18 protein-coding genes are annotated in these 19,370 nt (G+C 65.8%); 9 read left to right on the forward strand and 9 right to left on the reverse strand.

Annotated elements, in window-relative coordinates:
- Nucleotides 1–116 precede the first annotated feature (116 nt).
- The 3 genes from ACOZ4I_RS05525 to ACOZ4I_RS05535 all read right to left on the reverse strand — a co-directional run bounded on the left by ACOZ4I_RS05525 (nucleotide 117) and on the right by ACOZ4I_RS05535 (nucleotide 4,394).
- Nucleotides 117–821, reverse strand: a complete 705-nt coding sequence (locus tag ACOZ4I_RS05525) for a bacteriorhodopsin (RefSeq protein WP_424003833.1) — start codon at nucleotides 819–821, stop codon at nucleotides 117–119.
- A gap of 2 nt (nucleotides 822–823) precedes the next feature.
- Entirely contained in the window at nucleotides 824–3,145 is a 2,322-nt protein-coding gene (locus tag ACOZ4I_RS05530; RefSeq protein ID WP_424003835.1) for a methyl-accepting chemotaxis protein, read from the reverse strand.
- A 184-nt stretch (nucleotides 3,146–3,329) separates the two neighbouring features.
- On the reverse strand, nucleotides 3,330–4,394 hold the full coding sequence (locus tag ACOZ4I_RS05535; RefSeq protein WP_424004782.1) for an FG-GAP repeat domain-containing protein: 1,065 nt from the start codon (nucleotides 4,392–4,394) through the stop codon (nucleotides 3,330–3,332).
- Between the two features lie 388 nt (nucleotides 4,395–4,782).
- On the opposite strand from ACOZ4I_RS05535, the gene ACOZ4I_RS05540 reads away from it, so the two are divergent.
- Together ACOZ4I_RS05540 and ACOZ4I_RS05545 are read left to right on the forward strand one after the other, a co-directional pair.
- Nucleotides 4,783–5,424: a hypothetical protein gene (locus tag ACOZ4I_RS05540; RefSeq protein ID WP_424003837.1), complete on the forward strand. Its 642-nt coding sequence runs from the start codon at nucleotides 4,783–4,785 to the stop codon at nucleotides 5,422–5,424.
- A 76-nt stretch (nucleotides 5,425–5,500) separates the two neighbouring features.
- Complete coding sequence (locus ACOZ4I_RS05545) at nucleotides 5,501–6,211, forward strand: SDR family oxidoreductase (RefSeq protein WP_424003839.1); 711 nt, start codon at nucleotides 5,501–5,503, stop codon at nucleotides 6,209–6,211.
- 44 nt (nucleotides 6,212–6,255) lie between these two features.
- On the opposite strand, the gene ACOZ4I_RS05550 is transcribed toward ACOZ4I_RS05545, so the two are convergent.
- Nucleotides 6,256–7,311: an ATP-binding protein gene (locus ACOZ4I_RS05550; protein WP_424003841.1), complete on the reverse strand. Its 1,056-nt coding sequence runs from the start codon at nucleotides 7,309–7,311 to the stop codon at nucleotides 6,256–6,258.
- 159 nt (nucleotides 7,312–7,470) lie between these two features.
- On the opposite strand from ACOZ4I_RS05550, the gene ACOZ4I_RS05555 reads away from it, so the two are divergent.
- Nucleotides 7,471–8,808: a sodium-dependent transporter gene (locus ACOZ4I_RS05555; RefSeq protein ID WP_162411697.1), complete on the forward strand. Its 1,338-nt coding sequence runs from the start codon at nucleotides 7,471–7,473 to the stop codon at nucleotides 8,806–8,808.
- Between the two features lie 190 nt (nucleotides 8,809–8,998).
- Here the strand turns inward: ACOZ4I_RS05555 and ACOZ4I_RS05560 are convergent, their stop codons facing one another.
- Nucleotides 8,999–9,604, reverse strand: coding sequence for a small multi-drug export protein (locus ACOZ4I_RS05560; protein ID WP_424003843.1), 606 nt, complete (start codon nucleotides 9,602–9,604; stop codon nucleotides 8,999–9,001).
- Nucleotides 9,605–9,753: 149 nt separating this feature from the next.
- Between ACOZ4I_RS05560 and ACOZ4I_RS05565 the strand changes: the two genes are divergently transcribed.
- On the forward strand, nucleotides 9,754–10,560 hold the full coding sequence (locus ACOZ4I_RS05565; protein ID WP_424003845.1) for a TrmB family transcriptional regulator: 807 nt from the start codon (nucleotides 9,754–9,756) through the stop codon (nucleotides 10,558–10,560).
- Between the two features lie 115 nt (nucleotides 10,561–10,675).
- Here ACOZ4I_RS05565 and ACOZ4I_RS05570 read toward each other — a convergent pair whose 3' ends face one another.
- Nucleotides 10,676–11,656: a DMT family transporter gene (locus tag ACOZ4I_RS05570; protein WP_424003847.1), complete on the reverse strand. Its 981-nt coding sequence runs from the start codon at nucleotides 11,654–11,656 to the stop codon at nucleotides 10,676–10,678.
- A 223-nt stretch (nucleotides 11,657–11,879) separates the two neighbouring features.
- Between ACOZ4I_RS05570 and ACOZ4I_RS05575 the strand changes: the two genes are divergently transcribed.
- Nucleotides 11,880–12,671, forward strand: coding sequence for a helix-turn-helix transcriptional regulator (locus tag ACOZ4I_RS05575; RefSeq protein WP_424003849.1), 792 nt, complete (start codon nucleotides 11,880–11,882; stop codon nucleotides 12,669–12,671).
- A 1-nt stretch (nucleotide 12,672) separates the two neighbouring features.
- Here the strand turns inward: ACOZ4I_RS05575 and ACOZ4I_RS05580 are convergent, their stop codons facing one another.
- Complete coding sequence (locus ACOZ4I_RS05580; protein WP_424004783.1) at nucleotides 12,673–13,296, reverse strand: uracil-DNA glycosylase family protein; 624 nt, start codon at nucleotides 13,294–13,296, stop codon at nucleotides 12,673–12,675.
- A 141-nt stretch (nucleotides 13,297–13,437) separates the two neighbouring features.
- On the opposite strand from ACOZ4I_RS05580, the gene ACOZ4I_RS05585 reads away from it, so the two are divergent.
- From ACOZ4I_RS05585 to ACOZ4I_RS05600, 4 genes are all read left to right on the forward strand, one after another.
- Nucleotides 13,438–14,988: an acyl-CoA carboxylase subunit beta gene (locus ACOZ4I_RS05585; RefSeq protein ID WP_424003851.1), complete on the forward strand. Its 1,551-nt coding sequence runs from the start codon at nucleotides 13,438–13,440 to the stop codon at nucleotides 14,986–14,988.
- A gap of 2 nt (nucleotides 14,989–14,990) precedes the next feature.
- Nucleotides 14,991–15,293 (forward strand): acc operon protein, encoded by a 303-nt coding sequence (locus ACOZ4I_RS05590; RefSeq protein WP_424003853.1) that lies wholly within the window; start codon nucleotides 14,991–14,993, stop codon nucleotides 15,291–15,293.
- A 151-nt stretch (nucleotides 15,294–15,444) separates the two neighbouring features.
- Entirely contained in the window at nucleotides 15,445–17,289 is a 1,845-nt protein-coding gene (locus tag ACOZ4I_RS05595; RefSeq protein WP_424003855.1) for an acetyl-CoA carboxylase biotin carboxylase subunit, read from the forward strand.
- Between the two features lie 109 nt (nucleotides 17,290–17,398).
- On the forward strand, nucleotides 17,399–18,346 hold the full coding sequence (locus ACOZ4I_RS05600; protein ID WP_424003857.1) for a biotin--[acetyl-CoA-carboxylase] ligase: 948 nt from the start codon (nucleotides 17,399–17,401) through the stop codon (nucleotides 18,344–18,346).
- A gap of 23 nt (nucleotides 18,347–18,369) precedes the next feature.
- On the opposite strand, the gene ACOZ4I_RS05605 is transcribed toward ACOZ4I_RS05600, so the two are convergent.
- A complete protein-coding gene (locus tag ACOZ4I_RS05605) occupies nucleotides 18,370–18,849 on the reverse strand; it encodes a universal stress protein (RefSeq protein ID WP_424003859.1) in 480 nt (159 codons plus the stop codon).
- 74 nt (nucleotides 18,850–18,923) lie between these two features.
- The gene (locus tag ACOZ4I_RS05610) at nucleotides 18,924–19,370 is read right to left on the reverse strand and encodes an SHOCT domain-containing protein (RefSeq protein WP_424003861.1); all 447 of its coding nucleotides are present in this window, start codon (nucleotides 19,368–19,370) and stop codon (nucleotides 18,924–18,926) included.

Genomic DNA, 19,370 nt, shown 5'->3' on the forward strand with positions numbered 1-19,370 from the left:
TCGGTCCGTCGTCCAGAAAAACGCCTTCAGGGTGTCTTCGCGGTTTCGAGAGCAATCGCGGCCCGTGCTCGCGACGGTCAACCGTTCGGTAGCGGTGGACCGCGCTTCGTGACCCGCTAGTCTCCCGCAGTCGCCACTACCTCGTCATCGCTGACCGACCCGATGTTCGTCATCGCGAAGAGCGCGATGACGCCGAAGCCGACCTTCGTGACCACGTCGAGGTAGACGATGACCATCGACGCCGTCTCCATGTCCATCAGCCCGAGGCCGGGTGCGGCGAGCAGCCAGACGACGGGGTAGACCGACCAGAGGACGATGACGAAGTTCCGGAGCGTCCGGTACATGCTCATCTCGAGGTCCGACAGCGTTTCACTCGCCGCCTCGGCGACGGCCCCGTAGAGCAGGTAGATGACGCCGCCGAACAGCGCCGCCCCGACCGCGAACAGGCCGTAGTTGATCGGCGTGGGGGCAAGCGCCCCAGCGAAGCCGAACGCGATGGTCAGCGCCTGGAGCGCAACGAGCGCGATGGTCTCTCGTCGGTCCGCGCCGGCCAGCAGCGCCAGGAACAGGACGTTGATCGGCGTCGTCAACAGCCAGTCGGCGTATCGGACGGCGTAGACGGCGTGGCCCTGCACCTGTATCGCGCCGTACCCGAGCGTCATCAGCGCGTAGGCGACGATGGCGATGCCGGGAATCGCGACCAGCAGCAGGTAGCGCCGCCGCGTCTCTTCGGGGACGAGCGTGTAGCCGTAGGCCAGTACGGCCGTCCCGAGCAGTTCGCCGAGCAGTCCCAGCGTGAACCAGGTAGTGATGTCAGCCATTGTCAGTCGTCCATAGTCGCGGCCGTGCCGTCCGCGTCCGTCTCGGCCGCGGCGTCGACGGTGAAGCGGTCGAGGAGCGATTCGAGGTCGTCGGCGCGCTGGCGGAGTTCCGCCGCGGAGTCGGAGACCTCCTCGATGGAGGCCGACTGGTCTTCCGCCGCACCAGCCACGGTGTCCGCCTCCGTCGCCGTTTGCTGGCTGATGGTCGTGAGGTCGTCGATGGTCTCCATCACGTCCTGAGACGTCCGGGCCTGTTCCTCGGTCGCTCGGTCGATCTCCTGGATGCCGGTGTCGACCTCCTCGGTGTACTCGACGATGGTCTCCAGGGCGTCGACGGCCTCCTCGACCGTGGAGACGCCCTCCGTGATACGGCGGCTGGTCGACTCCATCGTCTCGACCGTGTCGCCGGCCTGCTCCTGGATGTCCTCGATGCGCTGTTCGATGTCGCCGGCGGCCGCCTTGGTCTCCTCTGCGAGGCCCTTGATCTCGTCGGCGACCACGGCGAAGCCCGCGCCGTCGCCGTCGGCGTGTGCGGCCTCGATGGACGCGTTCAGCGCCAGCATGTTCGTCTGCTCGACGATGCTGGTGATGACGCTCACGATCTCGCCGATCTCGTCGAGTTCGTCGTCGAGAGCGTTGATCTCCGTGACCGTCTCCGCGGTCTCGTCCTCGATGGCGTTCATCTCGGCGATGGCCTCCTGTGCGGCCTCGCGGCCGTCCTCGCCGACCTCGGCGGCCGACTGGGAGGTGTCGGCGACCTGCTGGGCCGACGAGGCGACCTGCTCGGCGATGGCCGAGAGGTTCTGCATCTCCGAGGCGGCGGATTCGAGGCCCTCGTTTTGCTCGGTCGTCCCCTCGAAGATCTCGGTGATCGACTTCGCGACCTGCTCGCTCGCACGGTCGACGCGTTCGGCGTTGGACCCGACCCGTTCGCTCGATTGGATGACGTTCGTCGCGAACGCCTTCATGTCGGCGATCGTCTCACCGAGCGCGTCCAGCGTCGCGTTGATGTCCTCGCCGACCTCGGCCATCGGCTCGCTCATGCTGTCCGGGTCGACGCGGGCAGTGAGATCGCCGTTCGCGGCCGCGTCCAGCGCGTCGCTGTACTGCTGGGCCTTGAGTTCGAGGTGGCCGGTCAGCGCTTCCATCTCGTTGCGTTCGGCCTCCACTTCTTCGCGGGCCGTCTGTGCGGACTCCTTGGCCGCCTCGGCCTCCTCGCGGGCCGCTTCCGCCTCCGAAATCTTGTCACGGAGGTTCGTCCGCATGTTGTCGAACGCCGCGTACAGCGTCCCGAACTCGTCCTCGCGCGACGTTTCGAGCGTGATGCCGAGGTTCCCGTCGGCCATCGCCTCGGCCTTCGCCGAGAGCCGGCGGAGCGAGGCGATAGTGTTCCCGCCGATGGTGACCCCGATGAGCCCGAGATTCACGACGGCGAGCAGGATCAGCCCGATGAGATCGGAGTTGACCTGGTCGCTCAGCGCGTAGGCGACCTCGGGGTCCGAGTGGACCATCACGACCCAGTCGGTGGCTTCGAGTCGGCTCAGTCCCATCAGCATCTCCTCGGTCTCGTGGAAATTGCTCTCGCCGGATTCGAGGGATTCCAGCGGGTTCGACGACAGCTGGGAGATCGGCGAGGTGGTGCCGATCTTCGAGGCGTCCGGGTGCGAGACGAAGGTGCCGTCGGTGTTGACGACCGTCGTGAACGATCCGTCGCGCTGGTTGGAGATCTGATCCGCTTTCGCGGCGAGGTCGACCATGTACACGACCGCGCGGTCCTGCTCTCCCGGGACCGGCGAGACGACCGCAACGATCGGATGGTCGACGATCGAGACGGAGAACGGGTCCGTCACGTGCGTGTCGTCGGGTCCGTCGAACTGCGGCGGGTCCGTCGCGAACGCCGCGCCCTGTTCTTCGGCGTCGACGCCGACGAAGTTCCGGTTCGAACTGGCGAGAATCTCGTTCGAGTCGGTGTCGACGTAGTGGGCCGCCACCACCGTCGGCGGCAGTTCCTCGTTCGACTGCATGCGCTCCAGTCGCGACTGCTTCTCGTCGGTCGTCCCCTCAGTGAAGACTGGCAGTCGCGACGTCGAGCGGACGCTCCGCCGCGACGTGGTCAGCCAGTCGTCCAACTGGGCGGCCTGTGTCTCGGACAGCGCCGTGATATCGTCGGCCACGTCCGCTTCGAGCGTCGCTGACGCCTGTACGCTCGTCAGGACGCCCGCGCCGATGATGACGAGTATCGCGAACGCGAGCGCGACCCCGAGCCTCGCGGCGTAACTGCCGCCGACGAAACTCGGGAGTGGTGAATCCCTATCGGTTACCATCCCTTGGCACAAAGGAAACACCTCAATAAAGCGTTCCCTCGCGATTCTCAGCAGTGATAAGCTCGCCCGGTGCGTTCGGCCCCCCAGGCTTCGTGTGGTGTGTCGAACGATACGACGATCCGGCCGCTCAGTGATCGACGTTCAACGACCGGCGCTCGCTTCCGACGCACCCACCGGCGACTGTTCACAGTCGGTTGTACCACACGTCGACCTTCGCCCGCGGGGCCCACGGCTTGCCGACGATGTCGGGCCGCCCGTCGCCGTCCATATCCGTGACCTTCGCGCAGTGCGTCGGAACGTCGATGTCCAGTTCCCGGCGCTCGAACCCACCGGCCCCGTCGCCGAAGAACACGAGGTGCTTCGGGTCGGGGTTCTCCCCGAGGCCGAGTTCAGCGACGTACACGTCCGGGTTCCCATCGCCGTCGAAGTCGGCGATCTTGAGCGTGTGCGGATTGAACAGCCCGTCCGAGAGGACGGTCGGCTCCCACTCCGGCGGGTCGAACACGGCGACGCGGCCCGGGCCTGTGCCGTAGGTCGGCGAATCGCACTCCGAGAGGACGACTTCGAGGTCGCCGTCGCCGTCGAGGTCGGCCACCGCGACCTTCGTCAGGTCCCAGCCGGTGACGATCGGTTCGCGTCGCCACCCCGCCCCGTCGTCGGTCCGGTGGTAGACGTTCGGGCCCGCGAGGAGTTCGGTTGCCCCGTCGCCGTCGATGTCGATCAGTTCGAGACCCTGAACCGTCCGCTCGTCGACGACGTGCCTGTTCGCCGTCGGCCACGGCGACTCGGTCGGGTCCTCGGGAACGTCGTAGTAGAAGACGACGCCGCTCTCCTGTGAGGCGGCGACGACTTCCGGCTCGCCGTCGTCGTCGATGTCACCGACCTTCACGTCGTGGTACTTCTCGAAGTCGTCGGTGATGAGCACGCGCTCCCAGCGCGAGCGCGGGTCTGCTGGCTGTCTGAACCAGAACAGCTTCGTCTCGTAGATGCCCTGCCCCGCGACGATGTCCACGCGGCCGTCGCCGTCGACGTCGCCGAGCGTCCCCCGCTCCAGCGACGGTGCGAAGGCGATGGGGTGGCGCTTCCACCCGGGGTTCTCGTACCAGAACAGGTGTGATTCGACGCGGTCGACGGCGGGGACGCCGGCGCTGACGGCGTCCTGGACGTACGAGCGGCCGGGGTACGCGCCGGCGTTCCCGCCGACGATGACGTCCGGTCGTTCGTTCCCGGTCAGGTCCGTCGTCTGCATGACGGTGAGTCGCCGCTGAACGGGCGGGTCGTCGTCGATCACTTCGTGTGCGAAGCCGCGACCCACCGAGTCCCGCGTCCCGCTCGTCTCACCCGTCGTAGCGGGTGCCGATTCGTCGGATGCACCCACGGTCAGCGCGGAGCCGACACCGATTCCGCCGGCCAGCGCGAGGAGAACCTGCCGCCGATTCATGCCCCGATTGTGGGCGGTTCGGACCATAGCTATCCGCTCTCTTACCGATTTCAGGCGCTCTATACCGCTGCCGGTGGCTGGACCGGTTCGCCGTCCCGATCACGGTCGCTCCGCCTCCATCCCCTCACGGACAGAACACCCCTCGCTGCGGGAGTAGCGACCGTATACTGATACCGCTCGTCGAGAAGGCTCTCGCATGGCCGGTTCCCGGGACGGGACGATACGCGACCTCGGTTCCGTCGGGATGCTCGGCGGCGCGCTCCTGACGGTCTACGCCCTCCCGGACCTGCTGGTTCCGATCGCGTTCAGCCTGACGGGCGGTGCAGCGCGGCTCTACGGTCTGTTGCTCTTGCCGCCCCTGTGCTGTCTCGTCGCCGGTCACATTGCGCTCCGAACCGCTCGCACCGACGAACTCGGCCCGATATCGCGGACTGCACTCCGGGGCTCGGAACTCGGAACCGCCCTCGCCGCCGTCGGCGTCGCGGCGTACTTCGGCTTCTCCATCGGGACCGTGGCGGGGGTGACCGACGCGGCGTTCCTCTGTGTCGTCCTGGGACTCTCCGGCGCGCTGAGTTGCAGCTGTGTGTTCGGCGCGGCCCGCCTGTGGACTGCGCGCGGTGTCACACCCGAAGTAACGCTCCTCGCCGCGCCGCTCGTGGCGGTGATCGCTCTCGGAGTGTCACTCGCGACGGCCCTCCCGATCCGGTTCGGCGCTGTCTCGGTTCCGTACGGCCTTGCCTGGGCGTACACCGGCTATCACCTGTTCGAGAGCGGTCCGACCCGCGACCGTCGGGCGGCCGACGTTCTGTGCGCGAGTCGGAACTCCGGCGAACGGTGAGTGCCGGCCCTGGGCGACTGCCCGCCGACCGTGATCGGGGGCGGGCTTTATCGGCGTGCCGGACGTTATCATACGTATGTCAGCGACATTCCACTTCGACGACGAGGTCGCGCTGGTCACCGGGGTCGGCGGCGCGCTCGGGAGCGCCGTCGCGAACGCCTTCCTCGACGCCGGGGCGACCGTCTGCGGGAGCGACATCGTCGAGCCGAACACCGAGGACTTCCTGCTGTCCGACCCGGACCGCGTCGACTTCTATCAGGCCGACTTCAGCGACGAGGACGCGGTGGCCGAGACGGTCGACGCGGTTGTCGACGAACACGGCCGCCTGGACTTCCTGCTGAACATCGCCGGGACCTGGCGCGGCGGGACACCGGTCGACGAGACCGACGCCGACACGTTCGACTTCCTCTTCGACGTGAACCTCAAGACGATGTTCCTGGCGTCGAAACACGCCGTGCCGCACCTCCGGGAGACCGAGGGAGCCATCGTCTCCGTCTCCGCGCGCTCGTCGCTCGAAGGCGGCGAGGGCGACGGCATCTACCGCGCGACGAAGGCCGGCGTCCGACTGCTGACGGAGACCATCGCGGAGGAGAATCTCGGAACTGTCCGGGCCAACGCGGTGATGCCGAGCGTCATCGACACGCCGATGAACCGCGAGATGATGCCCGACTCGGACTTCGAGAAGTGGGTCGACCCCCGCGACATCGCCGACGTGATGCTGTTTCTCTGCTCCGACGCCGCGACGGTCACCAGCGGCGCGGCGGTCCCGGTCTACGGCGAGGCCTGACCGGCGACTTCGACAGCGACGCGCACGACCGCTCGTCGCTCTCGTCAGTTCGCGGCGTCCAGCCGAATCGTGACCGTCGCGCCGCCGTCTTCCGGTTCCGTGAACTCGAGTGACCCGTCGTACGCCTCGACGACCCACTTCGACAGCCACAGCCCCAGGCCGTTGCTGTGCTTCAACTGCGTCACCTCCTGCTCGCCGGTGACGAGGGCTCGCTCGTCGGCCGGGATGCCCGGGCCGTCGTCGCGGATCGCGACCGTGACCGATCGGCCGGCGCGCTCGATGTGGACCTCGACACCGGTCGGATCGCCGCCGTGTTCCAGCGCGTTCTCGATCAGTTCGGAGACGGCGATTTCGATCGGTTCACCGGCGAGTGCCCGCCCGTCGTCCTCGGTGGTTACCGCGACCGCCGCGTCCGGGAAGTCGGACTGCAGGTCCTCGACGGCGGCACGGGTCACCGACGCCAGATCGACCGGGTCGCGCTCTATCGCGTCCGCCTCGATGAGTCGCGTCACGGTCTCGACCTGACTGTCGATGGCGGCCAGGTCCGACCCCACGCCGTTCACGCGCTCTCCGATGTCGTCCACGGTGGGGTCCGACCGGCCCGTGAGCGCGTCGCCGAGGCCGATCAGTACCTGTGCGCTGTGTTTCAGGTCGTGACGGATCAGGCGGTTCATCACGCTCGCTTTCTCCCGTTGCCGGGCGAGGTTTCGCGTCCGGATCCGGCGCACGTCGTTCACGCCGATGAGGACGTGTGCGGTGGCGCTCACGCCGACGACGATGGTCCCGCTGAACAGCGGCGCGACGACGGTGCCGCCGTTCGCCCGCTGGTAGCGAAGTATCAGCGCCAGCACCGCGGCGGTGACGACGACGCCGAGGAGGTTCCAGCCGGCGACCCTGAGTGCGTGCTCCGTTCGCACGTCGCTTCGAAAGAGGACCGCGCTCCCGGCGAGAAAGCCGAGACCGACGAGGACGCCGAACGCCGCGACTGCGGTCCCGACGAGGCCGTTGCCGCCGGCGACGAGGTGTCGTCCGGCGACCAGTCCGACGCCGACGCCGGTCGCTGCGATCGATCCGCACCCGAGAAGCCGTTTAGTAGTCACGTGTCACTCCGTCTGGAACGGCCGGTGAAAAACCTACCACTCCGATTTTCTTCGTTGATAGCGGTCTGGCGGCGATTTCGCCGGGAGCGTCGACCACCGGATGGTACCGTGGGCGAAAATCACCGGCGTTTTATTGCGCTACGGGAAAGCGCGGCTACAATGAGCGACAGAGAGACGTGGGCGACGCGGCTGGGGTTCATCCTCGCGGCCATCGGGAGCGCAGTCGGTCTCGGGAACATCTGGCAGTTCCCGTTCAAGACCGCGACTAACGGCGGCGCAGTGTTCCTCGTGTTCTACCTGGCCGCCGTGCTGCTCATCGGCGTGCCCGCGATCCTCGCGGAGTTCGTCGTCGGGCGGCGGACGAAGAGCAACGCCATCGACGCGTTCGCGGAACTGGGACATCCGCAGTTCCGAATTGTCGGCGCGCTCGGCGTCTTCACCGGGTTCTGGATCCTCTCGTACTACGACGTGGTGGGCGGGTGGGTCCTCCGGTACATCCTCGGGAGCGCCACCGGCGCGTACTTCGGGAACCCAGCCGAGTACTTCGGCGCGGTCTCGGCCGGCCCCGAGGCGGTGCTCGCACAGGCGCTGTTCCTTATCATCTGTATGTCCATCGTCGCGCTCGGCATCGAAGACGGCATCGAGAAGGCGACGAAGGTGATGGTCCCGAGCATCGTCCTGTTGATGCTGGCGCTCGCGGCCTGGGCGGCCACGCTCGGCGGGGCCGCGGACGGCTACGCGTACTTCCTCACGCCGGACTTCTCGACGCTGACGGCGAACGCCGGCGACGTGATTCCCTTCGCCGTCGGCCAGGCGTTCTTCACGCTCTCGCTCGGGATGGCGATCATGATCACCTACTCCTCGTACATCGACGAGGACGACAGCCTGCCCGTCGACGGCGGCATCATCGTCGTGACGAACACGCTCATCGGCGTGCTGGCCGGGCTGGTCGTGTTCCCGATCCTGTTCGCCATCGGCGTGAGTCCTGACACGAGCGGCCCGTCCGCCATCTTCGTCGCGATGGCCTCCGCGTTCGGACAGCTCCCGGCCGGCCGCGTGCTCGGGGTGCTCTTCTTCGGGGTCGTCCTCATCGCGGCCGTCTCCTCGGCCATCAGCCTGCTCGAAGTCATCGTCGCCTACGGCGTCGACAACACCGGCTTCTCCCGGCTCACGCTCTCGTTTGCGGCCGGGGCCGGGCTGTTCGTCCTCGGGCTTCCCTCGGCGTGGGACACGGCGTGGCTCGGCTGGTTCGACACGCTCGCGTACAAGCTGTTCCTCCCGCTGTCGGTCCTGCTGGTGCTCGTCTTCGTCGGCTGGGTCCTCTCGGGCGAGGCCGTCGCCGAACTGCGGCAGGGGACCGGCGGACTCGGCGCGTTCGGCCCAGTCTGGCTGTGGATGGTCCGGACAGTGGTCATCCTCGCAGTCATCCTGACGCTCGCACTCGGCCTCCAGACCCTGTTCCTCGGAAGCGAACCGGCTATCGTCCCGCCGATATAGACGCTGTCCGGATTTGATTGCCTGGGTATTCGGACCACTGGGCGTCATTTTCTATGTAAGCGTCCGGTGCCAGACAGTACCACAGGAAACAGGGACCGCAATCCGTCGAGCTGTCATCCCGTTCTTCGTCGGGTGTTGCTTTCAGCCAGCGTCGTCTGAATAGGCTGCACAGCGATACTGCCTACTTGATCTACAAAGCTAAGGAAACTGTAGTAAGAATAACTGTCCAAAAGGCAATGGAGACTGTCATCCACAGCAAAGCCTTCCGTCTCTTCGCACCCATTGTAAGAACCAGAAACGCGGCAATGTGGACCCCGACCAGGAAGGGTGCGCCGACAGCGAACCCTGGAAGCCCATATCTTTTGAAGAACTTATAGGACCGTTGTCTCGACTTGGCTGGGTTTTCGCCAATGTATCCCCTCGCCTGCAGCCAATTTTTGATACGGGTGAAAAATATAATTATGATGTATACTGGTATAATATTCCCCAAAAATCCGAATATGGCCACTCCAAGTGGATTCATTCCCAGTGCGATTCCAATTGGAATCACTGCCCACAGTTCCAACGCAGGAGTCGCCGCGAAAATGAATACAAGCACGTATTGGACAAGTGGACTTGTGTTTCGAAGACTCTCTTCGATAGAGAGATCACCAATAAAGAGAGGGTTTACTCCTAGTGAAACCGTTGGGTCTAGGCCTGTGAGATAAATCGCTAATAGAACCCCTCCACCAACGATTGAGAAACAGCTTCTCGGGCGACTACGTCCTACTAAGCGAGATACTAATTTCTCCTTCACACATTGATGTGCCGTTGGTAGTGTATACCCTTTCTCGAATAATCAGAAACATTATATTTGTTTATTTATTAATGTTGGTTGGTACGAAGTTCGCCGTGTAGTGATCTGATGACATTAACCCATTTATTCGTGGGTCCCAGTGACAGGGTATGGCAAGTCTCTGTGATCTCGGGCTTTCAAGCTATGAAGAACGAGTGTATACTGCCCTTCTTGAGCTTCGTACCGGCACAGCAGAGGAGATCGCAGATCAAAGCGATGTCCCCATGGGGCGGATCTACGATGTGCTGAACAGCCTTGAGTCACGTGAAGTCGTGCGGCGAAAACCGAACTCACGTCCTCGAGAATACAGCCCTGTCGATCCCGAACTCGTCGTATCCCGCCTGCTGGAGCAGCGAAAACAAGAACTGGACGTCAAACAAGCACAGTTAGAGTCGACTGCAGCCGATGTTCTTTCACAGATAGGTCAAAAGACTCCCATCGACGGGAAGTTCTGGATAGCAAATGAGGATGAACGGTCATTGTTTGATGGCCTCGTCAACCGAGCCAACCGTGTGACAGAGAAGTGGATGATGACGTGGACGGCGAACGCTGGAGGGCTGTTCGGTCTTGAAGATACTACTGATGAGATATGGCCGTATTTTGGGGATGTATTAGAGAAAGAAATCCAATTTAAACTACTTATGACCACCCAATTGATTAACCTACTTCCAAACGACTTTGTCGAGGAGATGGCGGACGGGATTGATGATTATCCTAATTTCGAAGTCCGTATTACCGACGGTGTACATAATTCACTAGACATAATCGATCAAACTGATCTCGCCGTATACGTGGCTGACCCGTTTGACCCACAATCGATCCTTGGTATAACCCAAATCAATAATCCAGAATACATTAAATTGGTTAAGTCCTCGTTTATCACCCATTGGAATGAAGCAGAGCAGTTCAGATTCTGACAGTATTCCTCCCGTATCAGCCATGAGACGATGAAGAGTTTGTTGGGTATACTTCCTGTACTGCCTGTTTCAAGCCGAGAGTGACGACCGTTCGACGACTCCCTCTTAGTCCGTCTCAGTCGGACTCGAACCCGCGCGATTCGCCCGCGAGGCCGAATCCCTCGGTCGCGGCGTCAGCCTCGTCCGCACCGTGCGAAAGCAGCGCGCGGACATCTATGGACTCGCTCCCGATGACGGCGAACCCGGCGAAGACGGTCAGGAAGCCGACGAGCGCCGACGACGTGATCGGTTCGCCCAGCAGCGCCCAGCCGCCGAGCGTCGACACCACGGGGACCACGTAGAAGACGAGGTTCGCGCGGATCGCGCCGGTCGCGTCGAGCAGGCCGAAGTAGGCGATGTAGGCGACCGCGCCGGCGAAGACGCCGACGTACAGCAGCGCGGCGATCGCGGTCGGACTCCAGACCGCCGCCGAGAGCGACTCGCCGGTGCCCACGCTCAGCGCGTGACAGAGCGCGGCGGCGACGGGGAGCGCCCACGCGGTCCTGACCGTGCTGGACAATTCGCCGCCTGCCCAGCGGATGAGGACGCTGCCGAGTGCAGCGCTGACAGCGCCGGCGAACAGCACCAGTTTGCCGAGGCCGCCGCTCAGGAGCATCGCCGGGTCGGGGCTGACGACCAGCCCGACGCCGAGCAGTCCGATCACCATGCCGAACCCGCCGCGGGCCGAGAGCCGCTCGTCGGCGAGCAAGAGCGCGGCGAACACCGGCGTCAGGATGGGGTTGAGGCTGAACACGATGGCGGCGACGGCGCTGGTCGCGGACTGCTGGCCCACGAAGATGAGCGCGTTCGACAGGCCGATGGCGAACAGCCCCGTCGAGAGGACGCCGAGCACGTCGCCGCGGGTCCGCGGGAGCAGTTCGTCGCGCGAGCGCGTCGCGAAGACGTACCCGAACAGCACTAGCGCCGCCACGTCGAACCGTAGCGCGACGAACAGCAGCGGCGGGAGGTACGCGAGTCCCGCCTTGGCACCGACGAACGTCCCGCCGAACAACAGCCCGGCGGTGGCGGCGAATGCGAGCGTCCGACGCGAGGTCATCGACCCACCTCCTGTAGCGAGATTGATACGGGTCCGCAACCGACTGCAAAATCGAATAGAGGGCCTTGAGTCATCGTACACTACGGTACGAGACTGGCGCTTATCAGTCCGTTCAGAAATTCTTACACGACGCGCAACGGCGAACTGACGTGCCGTGATTTCATACGATGAAATAATTTCACAGTTCGAAACGGCTTTACCAGACAGGAGCCAACTGGGGCGCATGGAATCCGCCCTGGCCGAGATGGAGTTCCTCGCGCTCTCGGCGAACCGCGTCGACGTGCTGCGACTGCTCTCCGAGAGCGCGCACACGCGGGGGAAACTCGCCGCCGAGACCGGCGCGTCCCAGGCCACGCTGGGGCGCATCATCGAGGACTTCGAGGATCGGTCGTGGATCCGCCGCGAGGGCGGCGCGTACGTCGCGACGGCGACTGGACGTATCGTGGCCGAGGGCGTCACCGACCTGCTCGACATCCTTGACACTGAGCGGGACCTGCGCGGCATCGTCCGGTACCTGCCGAGCGACGCGATGGACTTCGACCTGCGCCACCTGGCGGACGCGACCATCACGACGCCCAGTCAGACGCGGCCGAACGCGCCGCTCCAGCGCTTGCTCGACCTGCTCCGGGACGCCGAGGACGTGCGGACGTTCTCGCACGCCTTCAACGACCAGACGCTCCAGATCGTTCTGGAGCGCGTCAGCGCGGGCGAGCAGTCCTTCGAGGGCGTGTTCTCGCCAGACGCCATCGAGGCGCTCGCCGCCGACGACCAGCTCCGCCGTGGGCTTCGCGACCTGCTCCGCGAACCGAACGCCGCCGTGCGCGTGCGTCAGTCGGGCGTCCCGACCGCCGTGATGCTCGCCGACGACACTGTCCACCTGTTACTGCGCGACGACGACGGCGTCCTGCGGGCCGCGCTCGAAACCACGAACCCCGAGGTCCGCGCGTGGGCGGAGCGGACGTTCGAGTCACACTGGGACGACGCCGCCCCCGTCTCGGACGCGTTCTCGCTGTGACCTAGCGGACGAGGTAGGGATCCTCGCCAGGCATGAACCGACCGAGGTCGGCCTCGCGGCGGTAGTCCGTCGCTCTGAGTGCCGTGAGGGCGGACACGAGATCGGCCTCGTCTGCCTCGGTCCACTCGGCCGGGTCCTTGATCGGGAACACCAGCCAGCCGCTGCCGGCGACCTCGGTGGCGTGGAGCGCGTCCATGTCGACGGACGACGGCGGTTCCGAGGTCATGTTCGCGAAGACGTGTTTCGTGGCGCGCTCGCCGACGGGCAGGAGGACGTGGGCGGTGATGGCCCGGACCTCCGTGTCGAACAGGGGTTCCAGGTCGGCGTAGTCCGCCTCCGTCGGCGGGTCGCCGCCGCACATGTACAGGTACGAGAGGTACGTCTTCTCGACCGTCGGCGGCGTCCCGGTCGCCGTCAGGAGTCCAGCGTCGAGCAGCGCGCCTTGGAGTCGCTCTGCCGCGGGGAGTTCGGTGAACGGCACGCCGGACTCCGCGCCGCCGTGGACGCCCGGGTGGTCCCCGATGACGTGAAAGTGCGCGTTGGCGTCGCCGTACCCCGGGACGAACGGCTCGCAGGGGGCCTCGAAGCCGAAGGGGTTGTGTCGTCGGGACGTGACGTTCTTCACGCGCGAGACGAGCGCGCCGTCGCTCAAAACTCCGCCGATTCCCGCAACGAAATACGGCAAATAATGGTTAACTTTGATAACGCTTTTCTCGGATGCCCGCCAGGGGTCGATTATGCTCAGGTCCGGGAGCAGTGAGATCGCGTGAGTCACGAAGACCGAGTCGAGGACCTTCGGGAACGCAAGGCCGCCGCCGAGCGCGGTGGCGGGGAAGAACGCATCGAGGCGCAACACGACCGGGGGAAACTCACGGCCCGCGAGCGCATCGACTACTTCCTCGACGACGGGACGTTCGTCGAGATCGACTCGCTTCGCGAGCACCGCTCGACCAACTTCGACATGGACGAGAAGAAGGTCCCGGGCGACGGCGTCGTCGTCGGGTACGGGAAGGTCGACGGCCGACAGGTGTACGTCTTCGCCCACGACTTCACGGTCTTCGGGGGGTCGCTCGGCGAGGCCTTCGCTCAGAAGGTCTGTAAGGTGATGGACAAGGCCATCGAGACCGGCGCACCCATCGTCGGGCTGAACGACTCCGCCGGCGCGCGCATCCAGGAGGGGATCGACTCGCTGGCCGGCTACGCCGACATCTTCCACCGAAACCAGCAGGCAAGCGGCGTCGTCCCGCAGATCTCGGCCATCATGGGTCCCTGCGCCGGCGGCGCGGTGTACTCGCCGGCGATCACGGACTTCGTGTACATGGTCGAGGAGACGAGCCACATGTTCATCACCGGCCCCGACGTCATCGAGACGGTGACGGGCGAGGAGGTCGGCTTCGACGAACTCGGCGGCGCGAAGACCCACGCCTCAGAGTCCGGCGTCGCCCACTTCACCGCCGCCGACGAGAAGGCCGCGATGGACGATATTCGCTATCTGCTGTCTTTCCTCCCGCAGAACAACGTCGCGGACCCGCCCCGCGTCGACCCGTGGGACGACCCCGAGCGGCGGGACGAGGGCCTGAAGACGGCGGTTCCCGACGCCCCGCAGAAGCCATACGACATCACCGACGTCGTCGGGCGCATCGTCGACGAGGGCTCGTTCTTCGAGGTGGCCGAGGACTTCGCGCGCAACATCGTCATCGGGTTCGCGCGCATGGACGGCCACAGCGTCGGCGTCGTCGGCAATCAGCCACGCGTCAACGCCGGCACGCTCGACATCAACGCCTCGCGGAAAGGTGCTCGCTTCGTCCGCTTCTGTGACGCGTTCAACATCCCGATTTTGACCTTCGTCGACGTGCCCGGCTTCATGCCCGGCAAGGACCAGGAGCGAAACGCCATCATCAATCACGGCGCGAAGCTCCTGTACGCCTACTCCGAGGCGACCGTGCCGCTGGTGACCGTCATCACGCGGAAGGCCTACGGCGGAGCCTACGACGTGATGGCCTCGAAGCACATCGGTGCGGACATGAACTACGCCTGGCCGACCGCCGAGATCGCCGTGATGGGCCCGCAGGGCGCGGTGAACGTCCTCTACGACGACGAACTGGCGGACGCCGACGACGTGGAGGCGCGCCGGCAGGAACTCATCGACGAGTACCGCGACGCCTTCGCGAACCCCTACACGGCGGCCGAGCGCGGCTTCGTCGACGACGTCATCGAACCCCAGGAGACTCGACCGCGACTCATCGACGACCTCGACCTCCTGCGGGGCAAGCGCAAGGACCAGCCCGACCGAAAGCACGGGAACATCCCGCTGTGACGATGGCCGCCGAATCAGACGCGCCGGTCGACGCCGAACTGGTCGCAGCGGTCGTCGAGCAACTGCCCGACGCCTCTACCGACGAGGCGGCGGCGATCGCCGTCGCCGTCGGGGCCCATCTCACCGACCGTCAGCGAGCGGCTGCTGCCGCCGCGGCAGCCGCGGCGAGCGACGGCGAATCGTGGGCCGGCCGCGAGTGGGCGTTCTCCGGCCGGGTCGAGGGGACACAGAAGCGGTCGGTCCGGGTCCGCTCGGACGCGCCGACCGACCCCTGGAGCGCCGCGGGCCGGGCCGACCGCTTCTGACTGCAGGCCCCGCTAGACGTCGCGTCGTCGGAGCCGGTCGTCCCGTCTCAGCGCCGCTCCGTCTCCGTGTTGGAGACTAACACGATTTTATATGAAAGATTGGCCGCTATCTGCGCATAGTTTTATGGGGCAACTCTCGGTATGAGCGCGTATGTTCGACAAGGTGCTCGTCGCTAATCGCGGGGAGATCGCGGTGCGCGTGATGCGCGCGTGCGAGGAGTTGGGCATCGGGACCGTGGCCGTCTACTCCGAGGCCGACAAACACTCGGGGCACGTCCGGTACGCCGACGAGGCGTACAACGTCGGTCCGGCCCGCGCCGCCGACTCCTACCTCGATCAGGAAGCGATTATCGACGCCGCGAAGCAGGCCGGGGCCGACGCCATCCACCCCGGCTACGGCTTCCTCGCGGAGAACGCGGACTTCGCTGAGCGAGTCGAGTCGACCGAGGACGTCCTCTGGATCGGCCCCGAGAGTGACTCGATGGAGGCCCTCGGCGAGAAGACCAAGGCCCGAAAGATCATGCAGACGGCCGACGTGCCCATCGTGCCGGGCACGACCGACCCCGTCGAAGACCCCGAGGAGGTCGTCGAGTTCGGCGAGGAGAACGGCTTCCCGGTCGCGATCAAGGCCGAGGGGGGCGGTGGTGGCCGCGGAATGAAGATCGTTCACGACCCCGAAGAGGCCGAGGAGCAACTGGAGAGCGCGAAACGCGAGGGCGAGGCGTACTTCTCGAACGACTCGGTGTACCTCGAACGCTACCTGGAGAACCCACGGCACATCGAGGTCCAGATCATCGCCGACCACCACGGCAACGTCCGCCACCTCGGCGAGCGCGACTGCTCGCTCCAGCGCCGCCACCAGAAGGTCATCGAAGAGGGACCGTCGCCGGCGCTGACCGACGAGCTCCGCGAGAAGATCGGCGACTCCGCCCGACGGGGCGTCCGCGAGGCCGGCTACTACAACGCCGGCACCGTCGAGTTCCTCGTCGAGGAGGACCCCGACCGCGAGCCCGGCGAACTGCTCGGCGAGGACGCGAACTTCTACTTCCTGGAGGTGAACACCCGCATCCAGGTCGAGCACTGCGTCACCGAGGAGATCACCGACATCGACATCGTGAAGTGGCAGATCCGGGTCGCGATGGAGGAGGAACTCGCCTTCGCACAGGACGACGTGGAGATCGAGGGTCACGCGATGGAGTTCCGCATCAACGCGGAAAACGCCGCCAACGACTTCGCCCCCGCCACGGGCGGGAGCCTCGACACCTACGACCCGCCGGGCGGCATCGGCGTTCGCCTCGACGACGCGCTCCGGCAGGGCGACGACCTCGTCACCGACTACGACTCGATGATCGCGAAGCTCATCACGTACGGCGGGGACCGCGAGGAGTGCATCGAACGCGGCAAGCGCGCCCTCAAGGACTTCGACATCGAGGGCATCCCCACCGTCATCCCCTTCCACCGACTGATGCTCACCGACGAGCGGTTCGTCGGCGGCACCCACACCACGAAGTACCTCGACGAGCACCTCGACCGCTCGCGCATCGAGGAGGCCCAGGAGCAGTGGGGTACGACCACCGATTCCGACGCGGACGAGGACGAGGAGGTCGTCGAGCGTGAGTTCACCGTCGAGGTCAACGGCAAGCGCTTCCAGGTCGACCTCGAGGAGCGCGGCGCGCCGCCCATCAACGTCGGCGACGTCGACGCCGGCGGCGGCAATCAGCCCCAGCGCCCGCAGGCCGGCGGTGACAGCGGGAGCGACGGCGGCAGCGCCTCCGCCGCCGAGGGCCAGGAGGTCACCGCCGAGATGCAGGGCACCATCCTCGAAGTCAACGTCGAGGAGGGCGACGAAGTGGAGTCCGGCGACGTGCTCTGCGTTCTCGAAGCCATGAAGATGGAAAACGACATCGTCGCCGAGCGCGGCGGCACGGTCAACGACGTGGCCGTCGGCGAGGGCGAGTCCGTCGACATGGGCGACCTGCTGTTCGTCATCGGCTGATTTTTCACTGGCGGGGTCGCTAACGCCGACCACCGCTCGTACCGATTTCGTTCAAAACGGCATCTGCGTCTGCCGATTCCTTTTAGTCCGGCCCGCCGAAGCCGCGGGTATGCAAGAGACACGCCACCGGGTGCTCGACGCGCTGGCGAACGGTCCCGTCTCGGGACCGACGCTGGCCGAGCAACTGGACATCTCGCGTTCGGCCATCTGGAAGCACGTCGAAGCGCTCCGCGACGAGGGATTCGAGATCGAGAGCGGCGACGACGGGTACGTCCTCGACTCGGTGCCGGAGTTCGGCGAAGCCGCCGTCGAGTACGGGCTCGACGCGCCCTTCTCGGTCGAGTACCACGACAGTATCCCGAGTACGAACGCCCGCGCTCGGGACCTCGCCGCCGAAGGCGCGTCCGACGTGGTCGTGCTGGCCGACGAGCAGACTGGCGGCCGGGGTCGCCTCGATAGAGAGTGGTCCTCGCCGAGCGGCGGAATCTGGCTGTCCGCGCTGTTCCGGCCCGACGTACCGATGGCCCACGCGCCGGTGTTCACGCTCGCCGCGGCCGTCGCGGTCACCCGCGCGGCCCGCGAGGCCGGGGTCGACGCCGGCATCAAGTGGCCAAACGACGTGCTGGTGCGCCGCGGCGACGAGGAGCGAAAGCTCGTCGGCATCCTCACCGAGATGGAGGGCGAGGCCGACCGCGTCTCCTGGGTCGTCGTCGGCATCGGGATCAACGCGAACGTCGACCCCGAGGACTTGCCCGGCGACGCGCGGCCGACCAGCCTGCAGGCCGAGCGCGGCGACCCGGTCGACCGTCGGGCGTTCACCCAGCGGGTGCTGGAGGAGTTCGACGCGCTCCGGCGCGACCCGGACGGCGTGCTGGACGCCTGGCGGGAGTACGCGACCACACTCGGGCGACGGGTGCGCGTCGAGACGCCGTCGAGAACCGTCGAAGGAGAGGCCGTGGACGTGCAGTTCCCCGGTGCGCTCGTGGTCGAGACAGGAACGGGTACCGAAGTCGTCTCAGCGGGCGACTGCGAGCATCTCCGCCCGCTGTCCGAGTGAGCGCTCGCCGCCAGAGGGACTGCTCACCGCGGAACGCCGGCGGGCTGTTCGCCGTCTGGCTCTTCCCGCCCGGTCGCCGATACCGGTACCGTCACGACCGGGACGGCCGACGACCGGACGACGCGCTCGGCGACGCTCCCGAGCAAGAGACGGTCGATGCCGCCGCGGCCGTGGGTCCCCATCACGATCAGGTCGCAGTCGTGATCGCGGGCATATTCGACGATTTCCTTGCTGGGTCCGCCTTCGACGACCGCTCCCTCCACGGTTACCCCATCGCCGATCAGTCGCTCGAACGATTCGAGCGCCATCTCGCCCTCGCGTTCCAGCATCGTCGTGACGCTCTCCCAGGTCGTCTCCGCCGGGAGCGTCGAGAACCGTCCGGTGTCGACGACGTAGAGCGCGTGCACTTCGCTGTCGTGGGCCCTCGCGAGGGTTCCGGCGTGTGTGATCACGTCGTCCATCCCGGCCGACCCGTCCGTCGGTACCAGTATCCTGCCGTACATAGTGTACGTTTGCCCGGCCGAGCGCATAGTTGTTTGGCATGCGATAGCATACAACAAATAAGACGGACGGTGACCTAGTTCAGTTCTCGGTCCCGCTCGAACGAAGCGGCATCGTCGTCGGCAGACGGGTCGTCGAGCGTCTGTTCCAGCCGTCGTTCCAGTTCCGCCTCGGTTATCTCGCCCCTGGCGTAGCGCTCTGTGAGTCTGTCGACGGGGTCTGCTCCGTCGGTTCCGGTAGTCCCCGCTCTGTCGGTACTCCGCGTCTGTGTCGCCGACGCTGTCGTCTCGTCCTGGCCGAGAACCCTCGACGTTAGCCAGTACACGGCGTAGCCGATAGCCGCCAGCACGCCGACGGTGACGGCCAGAGCGACGATACTGAACAGGAGACCGACGAGGCTCCACAGCAGTTCGAACACGATGCTCACGACCGTCAGGACGACGACCAGCGAGACGACGCCCAGAAGGCCGTACAACAGTATTTTCAGCGGTGTACTCAGAGCGCGGTCGGTGGTGGAGGGCAT

The sequence above is a fragment of the Haloarcula salina genome (assembly GCF_049603855.1).
Classification (GTDB): domain Archaea; phylum Halobacteriota; class Halobacteria; order Halobacteriales; family Haloarculaceae; genus Haloarcula; species Haloarcula salina_A.